This is a genomic window from Pigmentiphaga daeguensis, assembly GCF_039523035.1.
GTDB lineage: Bacteria > Pseudomonadota > Gammaproteobacteria > Burkholderiales > Burkholderiaceae_B > Pigmentiphaga > Pigmentiphaga daeguensis.
Genome location: NZ_BAAAEN010000011.1, coordinates 66,393 through 91,685, shown reverse-complemented (window position 1 = coordinate 91,685; position 25,293 = coordinate 66,393). Strand labels below are relative to the sequence as shown.

Genomic DNA, 25,293 nt, shown 5'->3' with positions numbered 1-25,293 from the left:
GTCAGTTCCCTTCCGCCCGCGCGGCATGGTAAACGCCCGTGCCCCGGGTCATGATATCGTCCCCCGGCAGCAGGATGCCCGGCTCCAGTTCGGATTGCTGGCGTACGCGCTCGTAGACGGGCGCGAAATCGACCCGCGCGAGCTCCAGCAGTTCTTCCAGGTCGTGCAGCACGAAATAGGTTTCCTGGAAATCGTCGATGCGATAGCGCGTCCGCATCACGCGCTCCAGTTCGAAGCGGACCCGGTTGGGCGAGGGGTCTGCCAGCGCGAACAGGCTTTCCGCGTACGACGAGATGATGCCCGAGCCGTAGATGCGCAACCCCTCGGTCTGCTGCACCAGGCCGAACTCCACGGTGTACCAGTACACGCGCGCCAGGTTGGGCAGCACACCCATGCGCTGGGCACGCAGCCCGCCTTCGCCGTAGGCCTGCACGAAATCCGCCAGGATGGGGTTCATCAGCATGGGCACGTGACCGAAGACGTCGTGGAAGACATCGGGCTCTTCCAGGTAGTCGAGCTGGTCGGCGCGGCGGATGAACTGCCCGGCGGGAAAACGCCGGTTGGCCAGGTGCTCGAAGAACACGTCGTCGGGCACCAGGCCGGGCACGGCCACCACCTGCCAGCCGGTGCGCCGCGACAGCACGTCGCTCAGGCGGCGGAAATCGGGAATCTGGTCCGCGCCTATGGGCAGGTCGCGCATGCCCTCCTCGAACTCGCGGCAGGCGCGGCCCGGCACCAGCCTGGACTGCCGCTCGAACAGGAACCTCCAGACGGCGTGCTCTTCCTGGGTGTAGCGCTCCCAGCCCTGGTCTATGGTCCAGTCCGCCCGCTCCGGCCGGCCCGCGTCGCCGGCGGCAAGACCGTGCTTGGGCGCGGTCGATGGGTGCTTCATCCTGGCCTCTTATCCGGAATGGGCGCGCGCAGCCTCGTCGGCGTGGCGCGCCAGGTCGATGTCGCGCTGTGTCAGGCCGTTCGCGTCATGGGTGGTCAGCGTGACGTCCACCCGGTTGTAGACGTTGGACCACTCGGGATGGTGATCGTTCTTTTCCGCATACAGGGCGATGCGCGTCATGAACGCGAAGGCCTGGCTGAAATCCTGGAACTGGAACCGGCGCCGGATGGCGCCCCGCTGCGCGTCCAGCTGCCACTCGGGCAGCTTCGCCATCGCCTGCTCGATGTCCTGCGCACTCAACTTCTGCATGGCCTGCTCCTTGCGCCGGGAGATCGCACCGCAGCCGCGCCCCGGCTGTCGCGCGGCCTGCGCTCCCCGACAAATCTTATTCCGTTGCCTGGAAACCGGAAACCCGCATCCGGTCGCGCCACTGGCCACGTTCGCGCTCCAGCCTGGACCCGAGCCCGGCGGTGGGCTGAGCCGGCAGGGCGTAGCCGAGGTCGGCGATCGCCTTGCGATAGGCGGGGCTGGCCAGCACCGCATCGGCCCGCGCCTGCCACTGCGCCAGCCGGTCGGCCGGCGTTCCCGCCTTGGCGAAAAGGCCGAACCAATCCACCGCCTCGAGCTGCGGCAGGCCGGCTTCGCGCGCGGTCGGCACGCCCGGCAGCTTGGCATTGCGCTGCGGCGAGGTGATCAACACGGCGCGCAGCTTGCCCTGGGCCTGGTAGGGAACGAGCAGTTGCTCGGTGGTGATCAGCGCCGCGACCTGCCCGCCCAGCACGTCGGTGACGGCATTGGCGCCTCCGCGGTAGGGCACGTGCGTCAACGGCGTGCCGCCCTGCCTGGCCAGCTCCGCGCCCAGGAAGTGCTGCGGCGTCCCCAGGCCGGGCGTCGCGTAGTTGGCCTGGTCGGCATGGCCCTTGGCCCAGGCCATGAACGCCGCCAGCGTGGCGCCCTGCGCGGCGGGCCCCAGCGCCACGCCGAAGCCGTATTCGGCCAATGCGGACACCGGCGCGAAATCCCGCACTGCGTCGTAGTGGGCGGACTTCAGCACCATGGGCGTCAGCAGCAGCGAACTGGCCGGCATCACCATCAGCGTCTGGCCGTCGGCGGGGGCGGCCTGCACCGCATCGATGGCCAGCTTGCCGGTCGCACCGGCGCGGTTCTCCACCACCACGGGAAAGCCGGCGACCTGCCGCAGGTGCTCGGCGAATACGCGCGCCACGGCATCGGGCGCCCCGCCGGCCGGATAGCCCACCAGCAGCCGCGCGCCGGCCTGCTGTGCCTGCGCCATGCCGGCCACGGCGGCCAGCGCGGCCGCGATCAGTCCGCGTAGGACCCTGGGGTACTTCATGTCTTGTCTCCTGCCGGTTTTGTGATGATGCGGCGCCGGGCGCCGCGATGGAATCCGCTCCTCACGCCGAGACCGGCGTGTATCCCCCTATGCCCGTCCCGGCCCGGATCGCCGCGTCGCCGCCATGGCGCCGGATCAATTCGGCCTGTCGCGCCTTGGCGCGGCGATCGACCTCGTCGGGGTCGCAGAACCCGGCCAGCCGCTCGCGCCAGGCACGCACGCGGCCCGGCGACTTCGCGGCGATGTCGTGCAGTTCGTCCGGATCGTCGTCCAGGTCGAACAACTGGGGAGGATGGTCGCAATAGTGGACGTACTTGGTATGGGCGTCGCGCAGCATGAAGACGGCCGCGCGCGAACCCACGGTATGGTATTCGGACAGCACCGCGCGGTCGGCGGGCAGCTCCCGCAGCAGCGAACGCGCCGATGGCGACACGCGTCCGGCATCGGCGGGTACGCCCACCGCGTCCAGCACGGTATCGTAGACATCGGTCTGGCCGACGGGCGTGCGCTCGACCCGTCCGGCCTCGATGCCCGCACCGGATAGGATCATCGGTATGCCCACCGACTCGGCATACATGGTGCTCTTGCCCCAGAGGCCCCGCGCCCCCACGTTGTCGCCATGGTCGCTCAGGTACATGATGCGCGTCGCGTCGTCCAGCCCGCACTCCTTCAGCGTGCGCACCAGCGTGCCCACCTTGGCATCCAGGAAGCTGACCAGGCCGTAGTAGCCGGCCAGCGCCCGCCTGACATCCGATTCGTCGCGGAAATGGACGTTGTAGCCGGTCTCGCGCGCATATTGGCGGATGAAGGGATGGGCCGCCTCGTCGATGCCGAACCGATAGGCCTTGGGCAGGCGCAGGGGCTGCGCGGCATAGCGGTCGAAGAAGGGCGCCGGCACGGTCAGCGGAAAATGCGGCGCGACCAGCGATACCATCAGTACCCAGGGCTTGTCCGGGGCGGGCGTCGCCGCCTTGCGACGCAACCACCGGACCGCCGTGTCGCAGATGCGGTCGTCGTAGCGGTTGTAATCCGACTCGCCCGCACGCGCCGAGGCCAGCATGTTCGCGCCGTCGCCCAGCGAGGCGGGCGGATCGCGCAGCAGCATCTTGACCTCGCCCCGGCCGCCATGGATGTGCATGGGCAGCAGGCTTTCGGAAAAACCGTAGTCCTCGCCCGGGGCGCCGCGATAGTGCAGCTTGCCTATGGACACCACTTCATGCCCGTGCTCGCGCAGCACGTGGTGCCAGCTGGGCACGGCACCGTCGTAGGCATCGACATTGTCCCAGTAGCCGGCCTCGTGCACCGCCCGCCCGGTGGCGAGCGCGGCACGGGTCGGCACACAGATGGGGCTGGCGCATACCGCGTTGGCGAAACGCGTACCCGACGCCGCCAGCGCATCCAGGTGCGGAGTCGACACCTCGCCATGGCCGGCGCAGCCCATGACGCCGGGGCTGTGTTCGTCCGACAGGATGATCAGGAGATTGGAAGCCATGAAACGGATCGTTGAACGCTGCGGAAGAGACGATGCGCGCTTTTTGTTGTGTTGTCAATGATGTTTTGACAACCAATTGGCGGCCGGCACGCTCTTCTGTCAACATGGCGCCTGTCCGTTCCACTTTCGTCCCGGCCGATGCCCATGACCGCCCCCTCCCGATCCTCGTCCCGCCGGCGCGGAACCGCGCCGGTCGATTTCGACCTGACCTCGCTGCTGGGCTTCGTCATCTTCCGGCTGTCATCCAGCCTGGGCGGCCTGGCCGAACGGGATGCGCAGGAAGTGGCCGGCCTCACGCTGCCCGAATACCGCTGCCTGGTGGTCCTGGCCACGCGCGGCGACATGGGCGTCACGCCCCTGTGCCAGATCATGCACATCGACAAGGCCTGGGTCAGCCGCACGCTGGCCAAGCTGGCTCAGGCGGGACTGGTGGGCTCCATCCCCGATCCCGCCGACGCGCGCCGCACCATCTTCAGCGTGACGCCGCGGGGCCGGCAGACCGGCCAGGCGCTGATCGCCCGGGCCATGGACAGGCAGGCCAGGATGCTGGAAGGATTCGACAGGGAAGAGGTGGAACGCTTGCTGGAACTGCTGCGCCGGATGCAGGAGAACGCCGATCGCGCGAAGGGCCGGTAGCCGCCCGGCTCAGGCCTCGCCAGCCGGCGTTCCGCAGTCCACGCATTTCATCGGTCCCCTGCGAGGCGGGAAGATGACGCTGCTCCAGCACAGCGTCACCAGCGCCAGCGCCACCTGCGGCCAGTTCACGTCGCGCGCGAACCGCGTGCCGCCGCAGGCATCGCATCGCGCGGCGACGGGCTGGTCGAACACTTCCTGCTGATACTCCCCGCTGTTGCGGCGCGCCAGCACCGCCTGCGCGCGCGGCAGCGACAAGGCGGGAACCTGCACCTGCACACCGCCCAGGGCCAGCGAGAAAGGCCAGTTGGCCCATACCTGGTGCTCGTTCTGCAGCAGCACCGGGATGCCCTCGCTTTCCAGCAGCCCACGAGTGATGTGGGCGTCCCAAGGGTTGGTATGGACTTCCAGGGTGACGAACTCCGCCATTGCACGCCCCTCCCGTCGCCGCGCGGCGTCCCGCCAGGAATCGCCGCGCCCCGTCTCGACCACGCGACTAGACCCGCTCGAAGATTCCCGCGGCGCCCATGCCCGTGCCCACGCACATCGTGACCATGCCGTACTTCAGGTTCCTGCGCCGCAGCGCATGCACCACGGTAGAGGCACGGATCGCGCCGGTCGCCCCCAGCGGGTGGCCAAGCGCGATCGCGCCCCCCATCGGATTGACCCTGGCCGGGTCCAGGCCCAGGTCGCGGATCACCGCCAGCGACTGCGCGGCGAACGCCTCATTGAGTTCGATCCAGTCGATATCGGACAGCGACAGGCCGGCCTGCCGCAGCGCGGCGGGCACGGCTTCCTTGGGGCCGATGCCCATGATCTCCGGCGGCACGCCCCGCACCGTGGCGGTCACGAAACGCGCCAGCGGCACGAGGTTGAATTCCTTGAGCGCCCTCTCGGACACCAGCACCAGCGCGCCCGCGCCGTCCGAGGTCTGGGAACTGTTGCCGGCGGTCACGCTGCCCTTGGCCGCGAACACCGGCCGCAACCTGGCCAGCGCCTCGGCGCTGGTGTCGGCACGCGGCCCTTCGTCCAGCGACATCGTGCGCTTGCGCACCGCCACCTTCTCCGCCTCCAGGTCGGGGAAGTGCGTCACCACCTCGATGGGAGCGATCTCGTCCTTGAACTCGCCCGCCTGCTGGGCGGCCAGCGCCTTCTGGTGCGAGGCCAGCGCGAACGCATCCTGGTCTTCCCGCGACACCTGCCACTGGGCGGCCACCTTCTCGGCGGTCAGGCCCATGCCGTAGGCGATGCCGATATTCTCGTCGCCCTCGAACACCCGCGGATTCAGCGACGGGTTGATGCCCATCATCGGCACCATGCTCATCGATTCGGTGCCGCCCGCGATCATCACGTCGGCCTCGCCCACGCGGATCCGGTCGGCGGCCATCGCCACCGCGGTCAGCCCCGACGCGCAGAAACGGTTCACCGTGACCGCGCCCACGCTTTGCGGCAAGCCGGCCAGCAGGGTGGAAATCCTGGCCACGTTCATCCCCTGCGCGCCCTCGGGCATCGCGCAGCCGATGATGGCATCCTGGATACGCCCCGGATCCAGCCCCGGCACCTGCGCCAACGCCGCGCGCAGCACATGGATCAACAAATCATCCGGCCGCACCGTCCGCAACGCTCCCCGCGGCGCCTTCCCGATCGGCGTCCGCGACGCGGCAACGACATACGCATCCTGAACCTGACGTGACATCCCCATCTCCTTCAATTCGTCCGTGACGCCACGAGGCGCCCCTGTTGTTCCACCGCTCAAACCCCACTTCGTCACCACCTGCACTGAAGGAACGCCAAGAACGCAGTTCCTCGCCAGCCGGTTGGTACCCCAGGATGCGGCGGATCCGGCTCCGCCGGTCCGCGCGCATCGCCCCCTGGGGGGCGCGCGTCAGCGCGTAGGGGGGGGCCACATCAATTCCTTATAGGTTTGCCGGTCTGCATCATGCCCATCAGGCGCTCCTGGGTCTTGGGTTCGCCCAGCAGCGACATGAACGTCTTGCGCTCCAGCGCCATGATCCACTGTTCGTCCACCAGCGACCCCGCCTCGATCTCACCGCCGCACAGGATCTCGGCAATCGCATGGCCCAGGCGGTAGTCGTAGTCCGAGATGAAGCCGCCGTCGCGCATGTTCACCAGTTGCGCGCTCAGCATGGCGATGCCTTCGCTGCCGGCGGCCGCGAACGGCTCCTTCCATGGCGCGCGCCAGCCCGTGTCGTGCAGGGCCTGCGCCTCGCGGATGGCCGCGTACAGCACCTCGTGCACGTTGAAGACGATGGGGTCGTCGTCCAGCAGGTAGCCCATGCGCCGGGCCTCGACCGCGGACTTGGAGACCTGCGCGGTGGCGGCCTGGAAGGCGTACTTCTTCAGGAAGGCCATCAGCGGCATGTCCGGCGCCAGCGCCCGCTCCTGCGCCGCGCGCCGGGCCAGGTAGGTCAGGCCGCCGCCGCCCGGGATCAGGCCCACGCCCACCTCGACCAGGCCGAGATAGGTCTCGAAATGCGCCACGCGGCGCGCGCAATACACCGACAGCTCGCAGCCGCCGCCCAGCGCCATGCCCGCCAGCGCGGCCACCGTGGGCACCTGGGCGTAGCGCAGCCGCAGCATCAACTGCTGCAGGCGTTCCTCCTCGGGCGCGACGGCCTGCACGCCGCCGCTCATGAACAGCGGCACGATGGCCTGCAGGTCGGCGCCGGCCGAGAACGGCTCGCCCGGATTCCAGACCACGAGCCCGCGGTAGTCCTGCTCGGCCAGGTCGACGGCCCGCAGCAGCCCCAGCGTCACGGCGGGGCTGATGGTGTGCATCTTGGTCTTGAACGAGGCGATCAGCACATCGTCCAGGCCGGCGCGGTCCAGGGTCCACAGGCGGATCGCCTCGTCCTCGAAGACGGTCTTGCCGGCGGCCAGCGGCACGATGCCCTCTCCTGCCAGCGGCGCGCGGAAGATCTGGCGCGCATAGACCGGCAGGCTGGAGCGCGGCTCGAACCTGCCCGCGGCCGGGTTCCACGACCCTTCCGGCGTATGGACGCCGCCGCGCTCGGCCACCGGGCCGCTGGTCACCCAGGCCGGCAGCGGCGCGCTGGACAGCGTCTTGCCTGCCGCGATGTCGGCCTGCACCCATTGCGCGACCAGCAGCCAGCCGGCCTGCTGCCACAGCTCGAACGGGCCCACGCCATGGCCGAATCCCCAGCGCATGGCGAAGTCCACGTCGCGCGCGGTGCCGGCGATGTCGGCCAGGTGCACGGCGATGTACTGGAAGGTATCGCGCAGGATGGCCCACAGGAACTGGGCCTGCGGATGCTCGCTGTCGCGCAGCGCCTGCAGGCGCTGCCCGGCGTCCTTGTTCTTCAGGATGCGGGCGACGGCATCGTCGGCCTTGCCGTCGGCCGGCACGTACTCGCCCTTGGCCGGATCCAGCCTGAGGATGGCCTTGCCCTGCTTGCGGAAGAACCCCGCGCCGGTCTTCTGCCCCAGCGCGCCCTGCTTGATCAGCCCGGCCAGCACCGGCGGCGTGCCGTAGTGCGCGGCGAACGGATCATCGGGCAGGTAGTCTTCCATGGTCTTGATGACGTGCGCCAGCGTGTCCAGCCCGACCACGTCGCCGGTGCGGAAAGTGCCGGACTTGGCCCGGCCCAGCTTGGCGCCGGTCAGGTCGTCCACGACGTCGTAGGTCAGCCCGAAGCGCTCGGCCTCGATCATCGCGGACAGCAATCCGAACACGCCCACGCGGTTGCCGATGAAATTGGGCGTGTCCTTGGCCCGTACCACGCCCTTGCCCAGCACCGTGGTCAGGAAAGCCTCCAGATGGTCCAGGATGGCGGGTTCGGTATGCGCGGTGGGAATCAGTTCCACCAGGTGCATGTAGCGTGGCGGATTGAAGAAGTGCACGCCGCAGAAGCGCGGCAGCAGCCCGGGGGCCATGCCCTTGGACAGTTCGGTGATCGACAGGCCCGAGGTATTGGTGGCGAAGATGGCCCGCGGACCGATCGCCGAGGCGACCTTCGCATACAAATCATGCTTCCAGTCCATGCGTTCGGCGATCGCCTCGATCACCAGATCGCATTCCTTGAGCCTGGCCAGGTCGTCTTCGTAATTGGCGGGCTCGATCAGCGATGCCAGTTCCGGCACCGCCAGCGGAGCGGGGCTGAGCTTGCGCAGGTTGTCGATGGCCTTCTGCACGATGCCGTTCTTGGGGCCTTCCTTGGCGGGCAGGTCGAACAGCACCACCGGCACCTTGGCATTGACGCAGTGCGCGGCGATCTGGGCGCCCATGACTCCGGCACCCAGCACTGCGACTTTGCGGACGAGGAAATTCGACATGGTCTTCCTGGCGATAAACGGGCCGGAGCGGCCGGCCCAATCTAGGGCATGCGCGACAGCCGCCGCGCACGGGCGATTCGGGACTAAAGACACGCGCAGCCGCCACGCCTCATCGCAGCAACTGCCTACTCGCATAGTCTACCTCTTGAAGGGAGCGGCACTGGCGGGCCGGATGGAAAGCCCGCCCCGCGCGGCCGATGGCCGCGCCCTGGGACTAGACCCGGGAGGCGCGCGTCAGCGCGTAGAGAGGGTCCACACGTCCTTATGGGACTTGGTGCTATAGAGGCCAGGTTCCAGCTTGCGCAGTTGCGGCAGGCCGTTCGTCCCCTTGGGCTGCGCCGCGATGTATTCCAGGAACACGTCGGCATCCAGCACGCCCACGTCGAGCCGCCGCGCGGCCGGCACGGCCGCCAGGGTGGCGTAGCCATCGCCGCCGTTGGCGTTGAAGCTCAGCACGAACAGCTTGTAGGTGCGGGTGGCGTTGCCCAGGTCCAGCAATCCCCAGTTCCCCGTGGCACTGTCGCGCAGTTCGATGTTGCTGACCCGGCTGCCCTTGGGCTGGGTCGCATCCACGTCCCAGCGCAGCCCGCCGGTGTAGGGATAGGGCCCCGTGGCGCCGGTGCCGCCATAGGTGGCCTCGATGCCGTCCTCCAGCAGGTTCTTGATCTCCGTCGCGGTCACCTCCAGGCGATACAGCTGGTTGCCGAAAGGCACGACCTCGATGGCGCGGCCCGCGGTGATGTCGCCCTGCAGGGGCACCCGCACGCCACCGCCGCTTTGCAGCGTCAGGTCGGCACCGCCATAGGCCTTCTGCGCAATTTCCAGGAAGGCCTGCGCCACGATCTGCTGGATGTCGCCGCCGCGCCGGGTCACGTCGCCCAGCGCGTTGCAGGCCGCGCTCGACCGGCCGTAGTCGTTCCAGCCGGCCGTCTGCGTGGGCGAGCCGCCCGGCACGCGGCGCGAGCACAGTTCGTCGGGCGCCTGTGCCACGACCGTCTTGTTGAACGCATCCACCTGCAGCTTGAACGGCTGCAGCAGCTGCGCCGCCGCGGCGTCCGGCGCCACCACTTTCAGGAAACCGCTGGCCTGCACGTCGGCCAGGATCGCGGCCCGGTCCGGCGCACCCGCCGCCGCGCCGCCAATGGCGAAATCGTCGCCGATCAGCACATGCGGCGTGCCTTCGCACTTGCTGATCTCGCCCCTGGCGTCGAACTCCACCTTCAGCTCGCCCACCACCCGGCTGTATTCCCAGGCCTGGACCAGGCACACGGGCTTGCCCTGCTTGTCGGTCATCCGCGTGGGATAGGCGCCACCGGGCGTCGCACCCAGCGCGTACGTGCCCGCCATCGCGTCGGGGCCGAGCAATGTATGCGAGTCCCCGCCCACCAGCACGTCCACGCCATCGAGCCTGGCGATGATCTGCTTGTCGTACCCGTAGCCGGTGTGGCTGAGCAGGATGATCTTGTCGATGCCCTGCTTGCGCAGCGCGTCGATCTCGCGCTGCGCCGCCACCGCCTCGTCCTCGAACACCGTACCCTTGTCCGGGCTCGAGGACGCCTGGGTCTTGGCCGCGATCGTCAGTCCGATGATGCCGATCTTCTGGCCGTGGCGCACCACGACCGTCGACGGCGATACCGCGCCCGCCGCGCGCGAGGGATGCAGCGCCGAGGACGCGGCGAAGCTGACGTTCGCGCTCAGCACGGGCGTCCTGCAACTGCCGGCGTGCAGCAGGTCGATGAAATGCTTCAGGCCGCTGTCGCCCTTGTCGAACTCGTGGTTGCCGAGCGCGAAGGCGTCGAAGCAGACCGTGTTCATCAGGGCGGCATCGGGCTCGCCCATCTCGCCCGCCCGGTTGAAATACAGCGTGCCGGTCAGCGCGTCGCCCGCGTGCAGCTTGAGCACGTGGGTCGACTTCGCCGCCAGCTGGTCGATCGCCGCCTTCACCCGGGGAAAGCCTCCGGCCGATACCGCGACGGCCTTGCGTGATCCGTCGGCCACCTTCAGTTGCAGCGTGGCCGAGGTGGCATCCAGGTGGGAATGATGGTCGTTGACGTGCAGGATGGTCAGGGCCAGGGGCCGCCCCTGCGGCTCCGGATTGACGGGAATGGGATCGTCATCGCCCGAGGACAGGCATCCTGCCGCCAGCAATACCGCGGCGAGCCCCACACCGCCGCTCACGAGTCTTTTCATGGTTTTCATCCGTTTGTCACTGAAGGACTCGAAGGATGGAGGCCTGTCATGAAACGGTCGTGAAGCTTGCATGAAGATCGTGTTGCACCGTCCCCGGGCCGTCCGGGGACGAGCCCCGCGATCAGAACAGGCCGAGCAGCGCGGCCAGTCCCAGACAGGCGAAGATCAGTGCCGCGATGCCATGCACCAGCCGCACCGGCAGCCGATGGGCCAGCTTGTCGCCCAGCAGCACGGCGGGCACATTGGCGATCAGCATGCCGAGCGTGGTGCCGGCCACCACGGCGTAGTAGGCATGGAATTGCGCGACCAGCGCCACGGTCGCCACCTGCGTCTTGTCGCCCATTTCCGCCAGGAAGAATGCCACCACCGTGGTGCCGAACACGCCCAGCCTGAGCTTGCCGGTCTCGGCTGCGTCGAGCTTGTCGGGAACCAGCATCCAGACCGCCATGGCGATGAAGGAAACGCCCAGTATCCAGCGCAGCGCGTCGGGACCGATCACCTGCGTCAGCCACGCGCCAACGGCGCCGGCCAGGGCATGGTTGACGATGGTCGCGGTGAAGATGCCCAGGATAATGGGCCAGGGCCGACGCCAGCGGGCAGCCAGGAACAAGGCGAGCAGTTGGGTTTTGTCGCCGATCTCGGCCAGGGCGACGATGCCGGTCGAGACGAGGAAGGCTTCCATGTTTGATACGCGCTCCGGGCCGGACGGTTGACCGAATGATCGTGCAACAGCCCCGGCCCACCGGAAGCTGCACGATCAAAGGTCTTGCCAAGTCCTGGACCGCCTGCGCCATGCCCGTAGGCAAGTGTGTTGACGCAGGCCCTTGCACCCAAAGGCAAGGAGGCTACTCCCCAATGACGGGCGCAAGTATAGCGCAACTGGCCCGCCGCGCGCCGTACGCCGCATAATATGCGCTGCTTCAAGATGGAATGCCCGAATGAAGAACCGCTCCTCCGACCAGGACGACCGGCGCCCGGCCGGTTCGCTGGCACAAGCCACCGGCGCCTGTCTCGCCGCCGCGGCGCTGCTCTCGCCGGTCGCCCACGCCCAGGAAGACCCGCTTCTTCCCATCCCCGTCGGCTTCGTCCACCTGACCGACGTCGCCCAGACCGTGCGGCTGGACATCCGCTATCACGGCAGCGCCAACTTCATGGGCCGGCCGGCGGCGGGCTACGACGCCCCCACCTGCATCCTGACCGAACCCGCCGCGCGGCGCCTGCTGGCCGTGCAGCGCGAAGTCCGGCCCCAGGGCCTGACGTTGAAGATCTTCGATTGCTACCGGCCCCAGCGCGCCGTGACCGATTTCGTGGCCTGGACGCGCGACGCCGCCGACCAGAAGACCAAGGCCGAATACTTCCCCGGCGTGGACAAGGCCGCGCTGCTCGAACTGGGCTACATCGCCGAGCGATCCGGCCACAGCCGGGGCAGCACGGTGGATCTGACGCTGGCCGCGCTGGAGCCTGAAACCGCCTCCGCCCTGCCCGTCCGTGGTCCGCTGCTGGCCGGCGGCGAGGTCGACATGGGAACCCCCTTCGACCTTTTTGATGTAAAGTCGCATACAGACAATCCTGATTTACCCGAGGCTGTCCGACACAATCGCCGGTTCCTGAAGGAACTGATGGCCAGGCACGGTTTTCGCAACCTGCCCGAAGAGTGGTGGCACTACACTCTGGACGAAGAGCCGTATCCGGATACCTATTTCAATTTCCCCGTACGCTGATCCGCGCGCCGCGCGCACGGCGCGCGCACAACAAGAAGATGCATCCCCTGGACGGACTTACCCCGCCGCGCAAGTACTGGGCCCTGGCAGCCACGATGCTGGCGATGGCGATGACCGTCCTGGAAACCACCATCACCAACGTCGCGCTGCCGTCCATCGCGCGTGACCTGGGCGTCTCGCCTGCCCAGGCCGTCTGGATCGTCAACACTTACCAGCTCGCGATCGTCGTCGCCCTGCTGCCCTTCTCGTCGCTGGGAGAAATCCTGGGCTACCGGCGCGTGTTCGGCGCGGGCCTGACGGCCTTCACCATCGCCTCGGCGGGCTGCGCGATGTCGCAGTCGTTCACGATGCTGATTTCCTTCCGCGTGTTCCAGGGCCTGGGCGCGGCGGCGGTCATGAGCGTCACGCCGGCCCTGCTGCGCTTCATCTATTCCCAGAAGCAGTTCGGCCGGGCCATCGGCTATAACGCCCTGGTCGTGGCGACCTCGTCCGCCGCCGGGCCGATGATAGGGTCGCTGATCCTGTCGGTCGCCTCCTGGCCCTGGCTGTTCGCGGTCAACCTTCCCATCGGCCTGTTCATCCTGTCCATCGGCAGCCGCATGCTGCCCGAGACCGAACTCGCCAAGCGTCCTTTCGATGCGCTCAGCGCCACGCTCAGCGGATTGACCTTCGGCCTGATCGTGGTGGGCGTGGACCGGCTGCTGCACGATTTCATGACGGCGCTCGCGCTGCTGGCCGGCGGCGCGGTGGCCGGGCTGGCGCTGGTCCGGCGCGAACTGACCCAGGCGACGCCGCTGCTGCCGCTCGACCTGCTGCGCATCCGCCAGTTCGCGTTCTCGGTCGGCGCCTCGGTCTGCGCGTTCTCGGGCCAGACCATTTCCTATATTTCGCTGCCGTTCTACTTCCAGCAGATCCTGGGCCGCAGCCAGCTGGAAATGGGCATGCTGATGGTGCCCTGGCCGCTGGCGGTGGCCATCGCGGCCCCCGTGGCCGGACGCCTGTCGGAATCCGTCGCGCCCTCGATCCTGTGCTCGATAGGTGCCGGACTGGTCGCCGGCGGCCTGGTGGTCATCTCGTTGCTGCCCACCAGCACGCCCAACGGCTGGATCATGGCCTGCATGGTGCTTTGCGGCACCGGCTTCGGCATGTTCCAGACTCCCAACAACCGGGTCATGCTGACCGCGGCCCCGCGCCATCGCAGCGGCGGAGCGGGCGGCCTGCAGGCCACGGCGCGCCAGTTCGGCATGGCACTGGGCGCGGCGCTGGTGGCGCTGGCGTTCACCGCCGCCTCGGCGCACGGGCCGACCACGGGCCTCGTGCTGGCCGCCGTCTTCCTGGCCGCGGCGTCCGCGGTCAGCGCGGCGCGGCCAGGCACCCGCATGTCAAGGTAGTTCGAGCTCGGCCAGCAGCGGCGCGTGGTCCGACAGGCGTGTCCAGGGCCTGCCGTACAACACGCTGGCCTGCCGGACCGAAAATCCGCGCTGGTAGATCCGGTCCAGCCGCAGCCACGGAAAGATGGCGGGGAAAGTGCGGGGCGGACGCGGCGCCATCAGTTCGTTGCCCATGCCGAGCTTGGGCGGGCCCTGGAACCCGGGCCGCAGCCGCCAGGGCGAGGCTTCCCCGCCCCGCAGCACCCGGCCCAGCATGCGGACCGAATCGCGCAGGCGCGGCAGTTCCACGTTGTTGCCCCGAGGCGCGGTCGCGAACACCTCGTGCAAGCCCAGGCGTTCGACCAGGATGTCCGACAGCACGTTGGTCCAGTCGTTGAAGTCCCCGGCGATCAGGATGGGATCCGACGACGGCACGACTTCCTCGATGCGCGACACCAGCGCTCCCACCTGGCGCGACCGGCTGCCGGCGAACAGTCCGAGATGCACCACGAAGCAATGCACCTCGTGGCCGCCGATGCCCACGCGGGCATGCAGCAGGCCGCGCTGCTCCAGGCGGTGATCGGAGATGTCCTGGTTCTGGTGCGACAGGATGGGGAAGCGCGACAGCAGCGCGTTGCCATGATCGCTGTGCCGGTAGACGGCATTGCGGCCATAGGCGGCCTCCAGCCTCAGGGCCGCGGCCAGCATCTCATGCTGCTCGTGCAAGGTACCGGACTTGTCGTTGCGCCCCTGGACTTCCTGGAGAAAAGCCAGGTCGGCGCGCAGCCCGTGCAGGCCGAGGCGCAGTTCCTGCACGGACTCGCGCTTGCCCAGGGCGGACATGCCCTTGTGGATGTTGTAGCTGACGATACGAACGACTGACATCGTGAGCATCAAGGGGGGACAAGGGATTCATTCTAGTGGATTCGCTGCGCTATCATGAATCGGCAGTTCCCCCGCTCCGGTGCGGCCGGCGGCCGCGCTCCGGCATCCCCTTTTCTCATCCAGATCCGGGAATCTTCATGAGCACCTACAAGATCGGCGTGATCATCGGCAGTCTCCGCAAGGAATCGTTCAACCGCCAGCTGGCGAAGGCCGTGACGAAACTGCTGCCATCCAACTTCCAGACGGAGGAAATCGCCATCGGCGATCTCCCCCTGTACAACCAGGATCTCGATACCGCCCTGCCCGGGCCCGTCGTCACGTTCAAGCGGCAGGTGGAAGCCGCGGACGGCCTGCTGTTCTTCACGCCGGAATACAACCGGTCGTACCCCGGCGTGCTCAAGAACGCGCTGGACTGGGGCTCGCGCCCCTGGGGCAAGAGTTCGTGGCCGGGCAAGCCCGCCGGCATCATGGGCGCCTCGCCCAGCCAGGTCGGCACGGCCCTGGCGCAGGAACACCTGCGCATGGTGCTGTCGGCGCTGGACGTGCCCGTGCTGCCTCAGCCGAGCATCTTCGTGCAGTACACCGGCGGGCTGGTGGATGCGGACGGCAAGATCACCAATGAGGCCAGCGCCAAGTTCATCCAGGGATTCGTGGATCGGTACGTGGGCTGGATGGAGAAGTTTCCCCCCCCTACGCCCTGACGGGCGCCCCCCGGGGGGCGGCACTGGCGGACCGGCGGAGCCGGATCCGCTGTGCCCTGGCAACCAACGGGCTGGTGGGGGTCAGCGGTTGGGCATGAGGGCGGCGATGGCGACGCCCAGCCAGCCTACGATCATGGCGCCGCCGCCGAAGGGGGCGGTGCCCCAGAACAGTTTCATGCCGGCCAGTTGGCGCAGGGCCAGGTCCACCGAGAACAGCAGCGTGCCGGCGATGATCAGGGCCGCGGCGCCGATCAGGGCGGTGCGGCCGCGCTGGACGTGGGGCACCACGGCGGCCAGGCCGGTGATGGCGGCGGCATGCAGCAGCAGGAACAACGCGGCGGTGGACAGGATGCCTCCACCCGTCAGGTGCGTGGCCATGGCGGCCAGCATGACGCCGGCCGCGCCCATCGGTGCGGCGCAGCCCAGCAAGACTCGAGAAGATAACAACATGCAGCGCTTCCTTGAAAAATGGCCCCACGCTTGCCGCCGCGCGGCGGCGCTGCCCCGCCAGGGGCGGCCCGGCGATGAAAAACCGGTCGGGCCCGGGTCGCGCCGCCGGCCGGCTACTTCGCGAACACCTGGCCGAGATCGCCAAATGCCTTGAATTCGAGCGCGTTGCCCGAAGGATCCAAAAAGAACATAGTAGCCTGTTCGCCCACTTCCCCCTTGAAACGGACGTGTGGCTCGATCACGAACCGGGTGCCGGCCTGGCGCAGTTTTTCGGCCAGGGCCTCCCATTCGTCCATGGGAAGAATGGCGCCGAAGTGGCGCACGGGGACGTCGTCCCCGTCGACCGCGCTGGTATGGCGCGTGCCGGCCTCGCCCGGCGACAGGTGGGCCACGATCTGGTGCCCGTAGAAATTGAAATCGACCCACGCGTCCGAGCTGCGGCCCTCGGGACAGCCGAGCAGGCCGCCATAGAAGGCTCGTGCCTGCGCGAGATCGTCGACGGGGAAAGCCAGGTGAAAGAGCGGGATGCCAGCCATGAGGAAACTCCGGTGCAGGCCCGCCATCCGGGCCCGGGCTATGATTGTATTGAACGAAACTTCCGATGCGAAACGAAAGTTTCCCGGCCTTGTCATCGATTTTTTCTATTAGCATCCAGGCATCCCCATGGTGATCCGCTACCTACAAACCTTCATGGCAGCCGCGCGGGCTTCGTCCTTCTCGGCCGCCGGCGCGCGCCTGGGGCTGACCCAGTCGGCCGTCAGCACCCAGATCAAGCGGCTAGAGGAAGACCTGGGCTGCCTGTTGTTCGAGCGGGCGGGCAAGTCGGTCCGGTTGAGCGAACGCGGGCGCCAGTTGCTGCCCGAGGCCGAGCACATCGTGCAGCGCTACCAGGCCATGCGCGGCGCCAGCCGGCAGCCGGCGCCGGTGGCCATCACCGTGGGCGCGATTTCCACTGCACAGACGGGGTTGCTGCCCGGCGCGCTGCGGCGCTTCCGGCAGTCCCTGCCCGCCGTGCATGTCAACGTGGTGCCGGGCATGTCCTCGCAGCTCCTGGCGCAGGTGGACGAGCAGGAACTCGACCTGGCCGTGCTGATCAAGCCCAACCTGAACCTGCCGCGCCACCTGAAATGGACCGCGCTGATGCGCGAGCGCTACGTCGGCATCGCGCCGCGCGGAACGCGGGGGGACTGGGAGGCGGTGGCGGCGGCGCTGCCGTTCATCCGCTACAACCGCAAGTCGCATGGCGGCCATCTGGTCGACCAGTTCCTGCGCCGCCTGTCGACCGGCGTGGACGAGCTGATGGAACTGGACGAACCGGCCGTCATCCTGCGCATGGTCCGCGAGGGGCTGGGCTGCGCCGTCATCCCGGGCACGCTGGTGGATGCGGCCGCCGACAGGCAGGTGCGCATCGTCGAGCTGCCCGGGCCGCCCTTCTTCCGCGAGATCGGCGTGGTCGCGCATCCGCGCGAGGCCAACGAAGCCGTGCTGGCATCGCTGGTCGAAAGCATGCGGAAACAGGCGGTCGAGCTGGAAGCGCGCGCCTGACGCCGCCCGCCGGCTGGCACGGACATCCCCGGAAACGATGCGGGCGGCGCGGCGCCTTGTCCATCGCGCGCATGCCATGCTACGGTTTTCGTACGTTCCGACGCCTGCCTGCCAGGAGACCGCCCATGACACGCACCTCCATCATGCCTTGCCTGGTCTACCGCGATGCCCCCGCCGCCATCGACTGGCTGTGCCAGGCCTTCGGCTTCACCCAGCACCTGGTGGTGCCGGGGGACGGCGGAACCATCGCCCATGCCCAGCTCACCCTGGGAGACGGCATGATCATGCTCGGCTCGGGTACGAGCGAACTCATGCGCCAGCTTACCGCCCTGCCGGCCGACATCGGCGGCCGGCAGACCCAGACGCCCTACGTCGTCGTCGCCGATCCCGACGCGCACTACGCCACCGCCATCAAGGCCGGTGCCCGCATCGTGCGCCCCATCCAGGAGGAAGATTACGGCGGCAAGGGCTATACGCTCGCCGATCCCGAAGGCTATGTCTGGCACTTCGGGAGCTACGACCCGTGGCAGGACTCGGAACTGAATCCCCCGTAGCCCTTACGCCGTCTCCTGCCGTCCGGCCACGCGGCGCGACAGGAGCACGGCCAGCGCGGGAGCGATGGCGAAAGTGCCGAACAGCCAGAGGGCGGCCCGCTGGGCGCCGGCCACGCCGCCCGGATCGGCCAATCCGGCCGCGTTCGCCACCATGCCGGCCAGCGCCGAGGCCAGCGACATGGCGTACAACTGCACCGTGGTGATGGATGCCGAGGCCAGGTTTTCTTCCCCCGGCGGCGCCGCGACGAATAGCCGCGTCAGCAGGTGCGGCCAGCCCACCCCTATGCCCAGCCCCACGCCCGCCAGCGCCAGGCAATACAGCGCCAGTCCGGGCACGCCCTCCAGCCACCCGGCACGTGGCGTCAGGACCGCCATGGCCACCAGCGCGCCCAGGCTGATCCAAGGGCCGGCCCGCACCATCCGGTCGGCCGCGGCGCCGCGCCGGCCGGCGCTGCCCACCGAACCCAGCGTCCAGCCGCCGGCCATGACGGCGGTGAGGTAACCGGCGGCGAGCGGCGTCATTCCGTGGATGACCTGCAGGAAGTACGGCACGAATATCTCGGTCGTGATGCCGACCACCAGCAGACTCATCAGCGCATACAGGAGGCCCAGCCGCGCCGACAGCGAATATGCGCCAGCCGGCAGCAGCCGCGCGGCCGCGCGCCGGTCGATCGCCGCGATGCCCACGGCCAGCACGCAACCCGCCGCCACGCCGGCCAGGTTCCACGCGGCGCTGGTGCTGAGACTGCCCAGGGACACGGCCAGCACCGATACCACCAGGAGGCCTATGGTCGCGTAGGGCGGCCGCATGCCAGTGTCGCCGGCGGAACGGCTCCGGCCCGGCAACTGGACGGATACGATCGCGGCCAGCACGGCGGCCACCGGGATCAGCGACCAGAAGGCCCAGCGCCAGTGCCCTTGCCCGGCGAACAGCCCGCCCACCGCCGGGCCGCACAGCGTCGCCACGCCCCACATGCCCGACACCAGGCCCATCGCCCGTGGCCACAGCCGCGCCTCGAACACCTGGCGGATCAGCGCATAGCTCAGCGCGAGCAACACGCCGCCGCCGAAGCCCTGCACCGTTCTCGCGGCCAACAGGCTGGGCATGGACGGGGACAACGCGCACCACGCCGACCCCGCCGCGAAGGCGCAAAGCGCCAGCAGGTAGGCGCCGCGAGGACCCAGCAGTTCCAGCAGGCGGGCAGACAGCGCCGACCCGACCATGGACGCGACGACGAACAGCGAAGTGTTCCAGGCGTAGTACTCCAGGCCGCCTATGTCGGCGATCATGCTGGGCAGGATGGTGGTCACGACGTAGACGTTGATGGCATGCAGCGCGACGCCGCCGGCCAGCGCGATGGACCGCAACGCGTTGCGGCCATGGAGCAGTTCGCCCCAGGAAGCCTCGGGCAAGGTCGATGCGCTCATGAATTTCCTCCGTCCGTGCCCATGCCCCAGCCCAGGGCCTTGTACAGGGCCACCGCGTTCACGTACGAGGCGGTCTCCGCTTCCGTGGCCTCCTGGCTGATCTGGTAGTAGCTGCGCTGGTTCTCCAGCACGGCCAGATACGGCCCCGCGCCGGCCCGGTAGCGCCGCGTGGCGATCTCCAGTCCGGCGCGCGCATGCTCCGCGGAGCGCGCCAGCGCGGCCAGGCGCTCCTGCTGGCGGGCCAGCCGCGTCAACGCCCCCTCGACCTCTTCCTGCGCCAGCAGCAGCGTCTGCTCGTAGCGGGCCTGCGCGCCGGTCGACTGCGCGTGAGCGGCGCGCAGGCGTGCGCGGGCGCTGCCCAGCCGGAACGCCGGCCAGTCGACGGTGGGCGCGACTTCGAACGCCCGCGCGGCGCCGCCGAGGTCGCCGCCGCGCAGTGCGAAGAAACCGATGAACCCGCCCAGGCTCACACGCGGATAGAGGTCGGCGGTAGCCGCGCCCTCGTTTTCGGTGCTGGCGGCAAGCAGTCTTTCGGCGCGCACCACATCGGGCCGGTTGCGGATCAGCGCATCGACGTCTCCCAGCGGCAGGCGGCCCACCAGCGGAGCCTGCCCGCCGGCATCGGCCGGCGCAGCCGTCTCGCCCGGCCGCCGCCCCAGGAGCACGTCCAGCCGGTAGCGGGTCTCCTGGCTGGCCGCCCACAGCGGCGCGATGGCCGCCTCGCTGCGGGCCAGGTTGGCGCGCGCGTTTTCCAGATCCTCCCGCAGTCCGCTGCCGGCGCGGACGCTGGCGTCCACCAGCCGCACCGTCTGGCGCCAGCTCTCGGCCTGGGCCCGCGCGACATTCAGGCGGCGCTGCAAGCCCTGGTACTCGTAGTGATAACGGGCGACGTCGGCGGCGATGGCCAGCCGCACGCGGTCCAGGTCCGCCCGCGCCGCATCGGCCTGCGCCTGGGCCGACGCGGCCAGGTGGGCCAGGCGGCCGAACAGGTCGATTTCCCACTGCGCATCGAACCCGGCGCGGAAGTTCTCGAAGGGCTTGCGCTCGGGATCGCCCGTGGCCATGGCCTGCTGCTGGACGCCGCGGCGCCAGGCGGCCTGCGCGGTAACGGCGGGATAGCGGTCCAGCTCGCGCTCGTCGTACATCGCCCGCGCGCCTTGCAGGCTGGCATAGGCCTGGCGGACATCGTGGTTGTGTTCCAGCGCGGCGGCGATCAGGCGTTCCAGCGCGGGATCGTCGAAGAACGACCACCAGGGCGCCGTGGAAGGCTCGGCGGCGAACCAGGCCTGCTCGGGGCTGGCCAGCGCAATCGGGGCCACCTGCGGCGCCTCGTAGCGGGGCCCGACGGCGCATCCGGCGATCAGTGCCGCCATGGCCAGCATGGCGGGCATGACAGGTTGCTTGTACATGCGATGCTCCTCAGTGCGCCTGCGGCGCGGCGGCGCCGGCCTCGGCCAGCTCGCGCCGGCGCGCTGCGCCGGTGGCGTGGTCGCGGGCCAGCAGCGAATAGACGGTGGGCAGCACGAACAGGGTGAACAGCGTGCCCACCACCATGCCGCAGACGATGACGATGCCCAGGCCGAAGCGGCTTTGCGCGCCCGCGCCGGAGGCGCCCAGCAGCGGCAGCAGCCCGAACACCATGGCGGCCGTGGTCATCAGGATGGGCCGCAGGCGGATCTGCGCGGCGCGCAGCATGGCCTCGATAGGCGTGAGCCCTTCGGCGGCACGCAGCTCGTTGGCGAACTCCACCATCAGGATGCCGTGCTTGCTGATCAGGCCGATCAGCGTCACCAGCCCGATCTGCGTATAGATGTTGAGCGTGGCCCCGCCCAGCGCCAGCGGCACCAGCGCGCCGCAGATGGACAGCGGCACGGTGATCAGGATGACCAGCGGATCGACCAGGCTTTCGTACTGGGCCGCCAGCACCAGGTAGATGACGATCAGCGCCGCGGCGAAGGCCAGCGCCAGCGCATTGCCCTCCTGCTTGTACTGGCGGGCGTCCGATTGCCAATCGTGGCTGAAGTCGGCAGGCAGGCTCGCCGCGACCGACTCCAGGAACGCCACCGCGTCGCCCAGCGTCACGCCGGGCGCGGGAATGGCCTGGAAGGTGGCCGAGTTCTGCTGGTCGAACTGGGTCAGCTTGTTGGGCTCGACCTGCACCGACACCGCGACCACCGCCGACAGCGGCACGAGGTCGCCGTCGGCGGTGCGCACGTACTGGAGCGCCAGGGCCTCGGGCGTGAGCCGCCGCTCGCGCGTGCTTTGCGGGATCACGTCGTACGAACGGCCGTCCAGGCCGAAGCGGTTGACGTAGTTCTCGCCCACCAGCACCGCCAGCGATTCGCCGATGTCGCGCATGCCTATGCCCAGGCTGTTCGCCTTGGCGCGATCCACCTTCACCTGCACGACGGGGTTGTTGTAGTCGAGGTCGCTGTCCACCACCACGAACAGGCCGCTCTGGCGCGCCCGCTGCTTGATGTCTTCCATGGCGTCGAACAGCGTGCGGTAGTCCATTGAACTGCGCAACACCATCTGCACCGGCAGTCCCCCGGTGGAGCCGGGCAGCGCAGGCAACTGGAACGCGAAGATGCTGCTGCCCTCGACGTCGTTCACGGCCGCCTGCAGCGCCGACTGAACCTCGGCCCCCGACCGCTCGCGCTCGCCCCACGCCGACAGGTCGATGCCGCCGATGCTGGAGGCCAGCCCGTCGCTGCCGTTGATGATCCAGCGCCCCGTGGTTTCGGGCAGGCTCTTGTAGATGTCGTCCAGCTTGCGCGAGTAGTGTTCGACGTAATCGAGGTTGGCATACTGCGGCGACTTGACCGCGGTCAGCACGCTGGCCTGGTCCTCCACCGGTGCGAGCTCGCGCTGCGGCATCGAATACAGCACCGGCAGGCTCACGCAGACCGCCAGCGCCAGCGCGCCGGTTACCCAGCGGTGCCGCAGCGAACGTTGCAGCACCGCCGCGTAGCCGCCTGTCAGGCCGCCGAAGAAACGCTCGGCCAGCCGCGCCATGCGTCCCTCGTTCTGCTGCGCGGGCAGCAGGAATGAGCTCATCACCGGGGACAGCGTCAGCGCGATCACGCCGGACACCACCACCGAGCCGGCCAGCGTGAAAGCGAACTCCTTGAACAGGGCGCCGGTCAGCCCGCCCATCAGGCCGATGGGGGCGTACACGGCCGCCAGGGTCAACGTCATCGCGATGACCGGCCCCGCCACTTCGCGCGCGCCGATCAGCGCGGCCGCGGCGGGCGAACGCCCTTCCTCGATGTGCCGGTGGACGTTCTCGACCACCACGATGGCATCGTCCACCACGAGTCCGATGGCCAGCACCATGGCCAGCAGCGTCAGCAGGTTCACGCTGAACCCGAAGGCCAGCATCAGCGCCGCCGCGCCCAGCATGGACAGCGGGATGGTGGCGATCGGCACCAGCACCGTGCGCAGCGACCCCAGGCACAGGAAGATCACCGCCACCACGATGACCAGCGCCTCGATCAATGTGTGCACGACCTCGTCGATGGAGGCCTTGATGAAGCGCGAGGTCTCGAATGCCAGCCGCGCGTGCACGCCGGGCGGCAGCGTCTTGTCGATCTCGGCCAGTTGCTTGCGTATGCCGTCCACGATCACCAGCGGGTTGCCGGACGGCGTCGAGGCCAGGCCCACGAAGATCGCCGGCGTGCCGTCCATGGTGGCGCTGCTCTCGGTCGAGGCCGCGCCCAGTTCCACGGTACCGACGTCGCGCAGCCGCACCAGTCCGTCGGCGCCGCTGTGGACCACCATGTCGCGGAATTCCTCGACGCTGATGAGATCGGTATTGACCCGGACGTTGGCGATCACGTACATGCCCTTCACCTTGCCGGGCGCCGCCTGGTAGTTGTTGCGCCGTACCGCCTCGGCCACGTCCGCCGCGGTCAGGCCGCGGCCGGCCAGCCGGTCGGGATCCAGCCACAGGCGCATCGCCAGCCGCTGCCCGCCGTAGACCGAGACCTTGGCCACCCCCTCGATGCCGGAGAACTTCGGTTCCACCACCCGCCGCACATAGTCGCTCAGGGCCGGCATCGACAGCGTGTCGCTGGCGAAGCCGACATAGGCCACGTCGGTGGACTCGCCGGCCGACCGTTCGATCACCGGATCGTAGGCCTGCTCGGGCAGCCGATAGCGCACCTGGTTGACCTTGGCCATGACCTCGGCCAGGGCCTGCGTGGAATCGCGGTTCAGCTCCATGCGCACCGTCACGACGCTGCGGCCCTGGACCGAGGACGAGGACAGGTAGTCGATGCCTTCCACCGAGGACACGGCCTGGGCGATGGGCTGCGTGACGAAGCCCTGCATCAGCTCGGCGGAAGCGCCGGGATATTCGGTCGTGATGGTGACGGTGGAACTCTCCAGCAGCGGATACTGGCGGATCGGCAGCCGGGTCAGGGACAACAGGCCCAGCAGCAGGATGAGCGCGCTCACCACCAGGGCCAGGACCGGGCGGCGGACGAATACGTCGGTGAACGTCATGGCGGCACCCGGTTCAGATGCCGGAGACGCGCGTGGCGGACACCGTCTCGCGCAGCGTATCGCCCGCGCTCGGCTCCACCGGCATCCCGTCGTTCAGCTTGAGCTGGCCCGAAGTGACCACGCGATCACTTTCGCGCAAGCCCTCTTCGATCTCGACCAGGCCTTCGTGGCGCGCGCCCACCTTGACCGCCACCCGCTTGACCACCAGCCCCTTGCCCGGCGCGTCCTGCACGACGAACACGGTATCGCCGTAGGCGGTATAGGTGACCGCGGTCTCGGGCACCGCCAGCACCGAGGCCGGGCCGTCCTGGCGCTCGACCCTGACGCTCGCGTACATGCCCGCCTTCAACGCGCCTTCCGGATTGGGCAGGGTTGCCTGGACCCGCACGGTGCGCGAACGCGAGATCATCGGATCGATCGCGTTGATCGTGGCGCGAAAGCGCCGGCCCGGATAGGCGTCCACCAGCACCTCCACGGGCTGGCCGGCACGCAGCCGTGGAACGGCCTGTTCGTCCAGCGAGAAGTTGGCCCGCAGCGACGCGGCATCGACCAGGGATGCGATGGGATCGGCGACGTTCAGGTACTGGCCGGCATGGACGCGGCGCAGGCCCAGCACGCCGTCGAAGGGCGCGCGCACCGTCTTCTGCGCGATCAGGGCCTGGACCCGCTGCAGTTCTCCCTGCGCCATGTCCCGCGCGGCACGGGCGTTGTCGAGCTGTTCGCGCGTGGCGGCATCCTCCTCCAGCAGCCGCAGCACGCGGGCGTGCTGGAGTTCGGCATTGCGCAACTGCGCCTCCAGGCGACGCGCCTCGGCCTGCTCGGGTGCGTCGTTCAGCTGCACCAGCACCTGCCCGGCCTTGACCCGCTGGCCCGACTCGAACGCGATACGCGTGATGCGCCCGCCCGCTTCGGTGGCCAGGAGGACCTGGCGCACCGCCTCCAGTTCGCCGACGCCCACGTAGACCCGGGGCAATCGGGCTCGCTGCACGCTGGCGACCGCCACCTTGGGCGCGGGATAGGCGGCGGGGGGAGGCTCGTCGCCGCCCGATGCGGCGACGCGCACGCCGGCCAGGACGACGGCGGCCAGTATCGCCGTGCCCACCAGGATTTTCTTGCGCATGATGCGGACCTTGAAGGAGGAGAGGCCCGTTCGGACACGGCCGGAGAACCCGGGAACGCGAACGCAAGCCGGATTCCTCGACAACGGGACCGGCAGGGCCTATTATCAAAGAAATTTCTTGCATATTAGAGAGCGTCT

22 protein-coding genes and 1 riboswitch are annotated in these 25,293 nt (G+C 69.0%); of the genes, 6 read left to right on the top strand and 16 right to left on the bottom strand.

Going from position 1 to position 25,293, the window contains the following annotated elements:
* Position 1: 1 nt before the first annotated feature.
* The 4 genes from phhA to ABD104_RS15340 form a co-directional block, all read right to left on the bottom strand.
* A complete protein-coding gene (gene phhA / locus ABD104_RS15355) occupies positions 2-892 on the bottom strand; it encodes a phenylalanine 4-monooxygenase (RefSeq protein ID WP_343927769.1) in 891 nt (296 codons plus the stop codon).
* A 9-nt stretch (positions 893-901) separates the two neighbouring features.
* Positions 902-1,225, bottom strand: coding sequence for a 4a-hydroxytetrahydrobiopterin dehydratase (locus tag ABD104_RS15350; RefSeq protein WP_254914562.1), 324 nt, complete (start codon positions 1,223-1,225; stop codon positions 902-904).
* Between the two features lie 52 nt (positions 1,226-1,277).
* A complete protein-coding gene (locus ABD104_RS15345; RefSeq protein ID WP_087837580.1) occupies positions 1,278-2,246 on the bottom strand; it encodes a tripartite tricarboxylate transporter substrate-binding protein in 969 nt (322 codons plus the stop codon).
* 61 nt (positions 2,247-2,307) lie between these two features.
* On the bottom strand, positions 2,308-3,738 hold the full coding sequence (locus ABD104_RS15340) for a sulfatase family protein (protein WP_343927768.1): 1,431 nt from the start codon (positions 3,736-3,738) through the stop codon (positions 2,308-2,310).
* A gap of 144 nt (positions 3,739-3,882) precedes the next feature.
* Between ABD104_RS15340 and ABD104_RS15335 the strand changes: the two genes are divergently transcribed.
* Positions 3,883-4,374, top strand: a complete 492-nt coding sequence (locus ABD104_RS15335) for a MarR family winged helix-turn-helix transcriptional regulator (RefSeq protein ID WP_165963020.1) — start codon at positions 3,883-3,885, stop codon at positions 4,372-4,374.
* Between the two features lie 9 nt (positions 4,375-4,383).
* Here ABD104_RS15335 and ABD104_RS15330 read toward each other — a convergent pair whose 3' ends face one another.
* From ABD104_RS15330 to ABD104_RS15310, 5 genes are all read right to left on the bottom strand, one after another.
* A complete protein-coding gene (locus tag ABD104_RS15330) occupies positions 4,384-4,800 on the bottom strand; it encodes a putative signal transducing protein (RefSeq protein WP_343927767.1) in 417 nt (138 codons plus the stop codon).
* A 67-nt stretch (positions 4,801-4,867) separates the two neighbouring features.
* Positions 4,868-6,067: an acetyl-CoA C-acyltransferase gene (locus ABD104_RS15325; protein ID WP_087837665.1), complete on the bottom strand. Its 1,200-nt coding sequence runs from the start codon at positions 6,065-6,067 to the stop codon at positions 4,868-4,870.
* Positions 6,068-6,279: 212 nt separating this feature from the next.
* Complete coding sequence (locus ABD104_RS15320; protein WP_343927766.1) at positions 6,280-8,685, bottom strand: 3-hydroxyacyl-CoA dehydrogenase/enoyl-CoA hydratase family protein; 2,406 nt, start codon at positions 8,683-8,685, stop codon at positions 6,280-6,282.
* A gap of 234 nt (positions 8,686-8,919) precedes the next feature.
* Entirely contained in the window at positions 8,920-10,884 is a 1,965-nt protein-coding gene (locus ABD104_RS15315) for a bifunctional metallophosphatase/5'-nucleotidase (protein ID WP_132979061.1), read from the bottom strand.
* Positions 10,885-10,996: 112 nt separating this feature from the next.
* Positions 10,997-11,557 (bottom strand): TMEM165/GDT1 family protein, encoded by a 561-nt coding sequence (locus ABD104_RS15310; protein WP_087837574.1) that lies wholly within the window; start codon positions 11,555-11,557, stop codon positions 10,997-10,999.
* Positions 11,558-11,574: 17 nt separating this feature from the next.
* A riboswitch (yybP-ykoY riboswitch) is annotated at positions 11,575-11,741 on the bottom strand.
* A gap of 72 nt (positions 11,742-11,813) precedes the next feature.
* On the opposite strand from ABD104_RS15310, the gene ABD104_RS15305 reads away from it, so the two are divergent.
* Positions 11,814-12,596: a M15 family metallopeptidase gene (locus ABD104_RS15305; RefSeq protein ID WP_130356986.1), complete on the top strand. Its 783-nt coding sequence runs from the start codon at positions 11,814-11,816 to the stop codon at positions 12,594-12,596.
* 38 nt (positions 12,597-12,634) lie between these two features.
* Positions 12,635-13,987 carry an MFS transporter gene (locus tag ABD104_RS15300; protein ID WP_087837572.1) on the top strand — a complete coding sequence of 451 codons (1,353 nt, stop codon included), beginning with the start codon at positions 12,635-12,637 and terminating at the stop codon, positions 13,985-13,987.
* Here ABD104_RS15300 and ABD104_RS15295 read toward each other — a convergent pair.
* Positions 13,979-14,851 carry an endonuclease/exonuclease/phosphatase family protein gene (locus ABD104_RS15295; RefSeq protein WP_279818137.1) on the bottom strand — a complete coding sequence of 291 codons (873 nt, stop codon included), beginning with the start codon at positions 14,849-14,851 and terminating at the stop codon, positions 13,979-13,981. The two genes, ABD104_RS15300 and ABD104_RS15295, sit on opposite strands and share 9 nt — an antisense overlap.
* Positions 14,852-14,988: 137 nt before the next feature.
* Here ABD104_RS15295 and ABD104_RS15290 point away from each other — a divergent pair, with 137 nt between their 5' ends.
* Positions 14,989-15,552, top strand: coding sequence for an NADPH-dependent FMN reductase (locus tag ABD104_RS15290; protein WP_087837571.1), 564 nt, complete (start codon positions 14,989-14,991; stop codon positions 15,550-15,552).
* Between the two features lie 81 nt (positions 15,553-15,633).
* On the opposite strand, the gene ABD104_RS15285 is transcribed toward ABD104_RS15290, so the two are convergent.
* Complete coding sequence (locus ABD104_RS15285; RefSeq protein WP_087837570.1) at positions 15,634-16,002, bottom strand: DUF423 domain-containing protein; 369 nt, start codon at positions 16,000-16,002, stop codon at positions 15,634-15,636.
* Positions 16,003-16,115: 113 nt separating this feature from the next.
* Positions 16,116-16,538, bottom strand: a complete 423-nt coding sequence (locus ABD104_RS15280) for a VOC family protein (protein WP_279818139.1) — start codon at positions 16,536-16,538, stop codon at positions 16,116-16,118.
* Positions 16,539-16,665: 127 nt separating this feature from the next.
* Between ABD104_RS15280 and ABD104_RS15275 the strand changes: the two genes are divergently transcribed.
* Entirely contained in the window at positions 16,666-17,547 is an 882-nt protein-coding gene (locus ABD104_RS15275) for a LysR substrate-binding domain-containing protein (RefSeq protein ID WP_338617553.1), read from the top strand.
* A 125-nt stretch (positions 17,548-17,672) separates the two neighbouring features.
* The gene (locus tag ABD104_RS15270) at positions 17,673-18,101 is read left to right on the top strand and encodes a VOC family protein (protein ID WP_087837569.1); all 429 of its coding nucleotides are present in this window, start codon (positions 17,673-17,675) and stop codon (positions 18,099-18,101) included.
* 3 nt (positions 18,102-18,104) lie between these two features.
* Here ABD104_RS15270 and ABD104_RS15265 read toward each other — a convergent pair whose 3' ends face one another.
* The 4 genes from ABD104_RS15265 to ABD104_RS15250 are packed head-to-tail and all read right to left on the bottom strand — an operon-like array spanning position 18,105 to position 25,158.
* Positions 18,105-19,529 (bottom strand): MFS transporter, encoded by a 1,425-nt coding sequence (locus ABD104_RS15265; protein ID WP_343927765.1) that lies wholly within the window; start codon positions 19,527-19,529, stop codon positions 18,105-18,107.
* Entirely contained in the window at positions 19,526-20,938 is a 1,413-nt protein-coding gene (locus ABD104_RS15260; protein WP_132979063.1) for an efflux transporter outer membrane subunit, read from the bottom strand. Before ABD104_RS15260 ends, ABD104_RS15265 begins: the two co-directional genes overlap by 4 nt.
* 10 nt (positions 20,939-20,948) lie before the next feature.
* A complete protein-coding gene (locus tag ABD104_RS15255; protein WP_343927764.1) occupies positions 20,949-24,035 on the bottom strand; it encodes a MexW/MexI family multidrug efflux RND transporter permease subunit in 3,087 nt (1,028 codons plus the stop codon).
* A 13-nt stretch (positions 24,036-24,048) separates the two neighbouring features.
* Positions 24,049-25,158: an efflux RND transporter periplasmic adaptor subunit gene (locus tag ABD104_RS15250; RefSeq protein WP_420495150.1), complete on the bottom strand. Its 1,110-nt coding sequence runs from the start codon at positions 25,156-25,158 to the stop codon at positions 24,049-24,051.
* Positions 25,159-25,293 lie beyond the last annotated feature (135 nt).

Bases quoted from the DNA above. Each gene is read 5' to 3' on its own strand.
- ABD104_RS15335 (WP_165963020.1), top strand. From the start codon at position 3,883: ATGACCGCCCCCTCCCGATCCTCGTCCCGCCGGCGCGGAACCGCGCCG.
- ABD104_RS15255 (WP_343927764.1), bottom strand. From the start codon at position 24,035: ATGACGTTCACCGACGTATTCGTCCGCCGCCCGGTCCTGGCCCTGGTG.
- ABD104_RS15280 (WP_279818139.1), bottom strand. From the start codon at position 16,538: ATGGCTGGCATCCCGCTCTTTCACCTGGCTTTCCCCGTCGACGATCTC.
- ABD104_RS15270 (WP_087837569.1), top strand. From the start codon at position 17,673: ATGACACGCACCTCCATCATGCCTTGCCTGGTCTACCGCGATGCCCCC.
- ABD104_RS15310 (WP_087837574.1), bottom strand. From the start codon at position 11,557: ATGGAAGCCTTCCTCGTCTCGACCGGCATCGTCGCCCTGGCCGAGATC.
- ABD104_RS15315 (WP_132979061.1), bottom strand. From the start codon at position 10,884: ATGAAAACCATGAAAAGACTCGTGAGCGGCGGTGTGGGGCTCGCCGCG.
- ABD104_RS15275 (WP_338617553.1), top strand. From the start codon at position 16,666: ATGGTGATCCGCTACCTACAAACCTTCATGGCAGCCGCGCGGGCTTCG.
- ABD104_RS15325 (WP_087837665.1), bottom strand. From the start codon at position 6,067: ATGTCACGTCAGGTTCAGGATGCGTATGTCGTTGCCGCGTCGCGGACG.
- phhA (WP_343927769.1), bottom strand. From the start codon at position 892: ATGAAGCACCCATCGACCGCGCCCAAGCACGGTCTTGCCGCCGGCGAC.
- ABD104_RS15320 (WP_343927766.1), bottom strand. From the start codon at position 8,685: ATGTCGAATTTCCTCGTCCGCAAAGTCGCAGTGCTGGGTGCCGGAGTC.
- ABD104_RS15330 (WP_343927767.1), bottom strand. From the start codon at position 4,800: ATGGCGGAGTTCGTCACCCTGGAAGTCCATACCAACCCTTGGGACGCC.
- ABD104_RS15340 (WP_343927768.1), bottom strand. From the start codon at position 3,738: ATGGCTTCCAATCTCCTGATCATCCTGTCGGACGAACACAGCCCCGGC.
- ABD104_RS15345 (WP_087837580.1), bottom strand. From the start codon at position 2,246: ATGAAGTACCCCAGGGTCCTACGCGGACTGATCGCGGCCGCGCTGGCC.
- ABD104_RS15305 (WP_130356986.1), top strand. From the start codon at position 11,814: ATGAAGAACCGCTCCTCCGACCAGGACGACCGGCGCCCGGCCGGTTCG.
- ABD104_RS15265 (WP_343927765.1), bottom strand. From the start codon at position 19,529: ATGAGCGCATCGACCTTGCCCGAGGCTTCCTGGGGCGAACTGCTCCAT.
- ABD104_RS15285 (WP_087837570.1), bottom strand. From the start codon at position 16,002: ATGTTGTTATCTTCTCGAGTCTTGCTGGGCTGCGCCGCACCGATGGGC.
- ABD104_RS15295 (WP_279818137.1), bottom strand. From the start codon at position 14,851: ATGTCAGTCGTTCGTATCGTCAGCTACAACATCCACAAGGGCATGTCC.
- ABD104_RS15260 (WP_132979063.1), bottom strand. From the start codon at position 20,938: ATGTACAAGCAACCTGTCATGCCCGCCATGCTGGCCATGGCGGCACTG.
- ABD104_RS15290 (WP_087837571.1), top strand. From the start codon at position 14,989: ATGAGCACCTACAAGATCGGCGTGATCATCGGCAGTCTCCGCAAGGAA.
- ABD104_RS15300 (WP_087837572.1), top strand. From the start codon at position 12,635: ATGCATCCCCTGGACGGACTTACCCCGCCGCGCAAGTACTGGGCCCTG.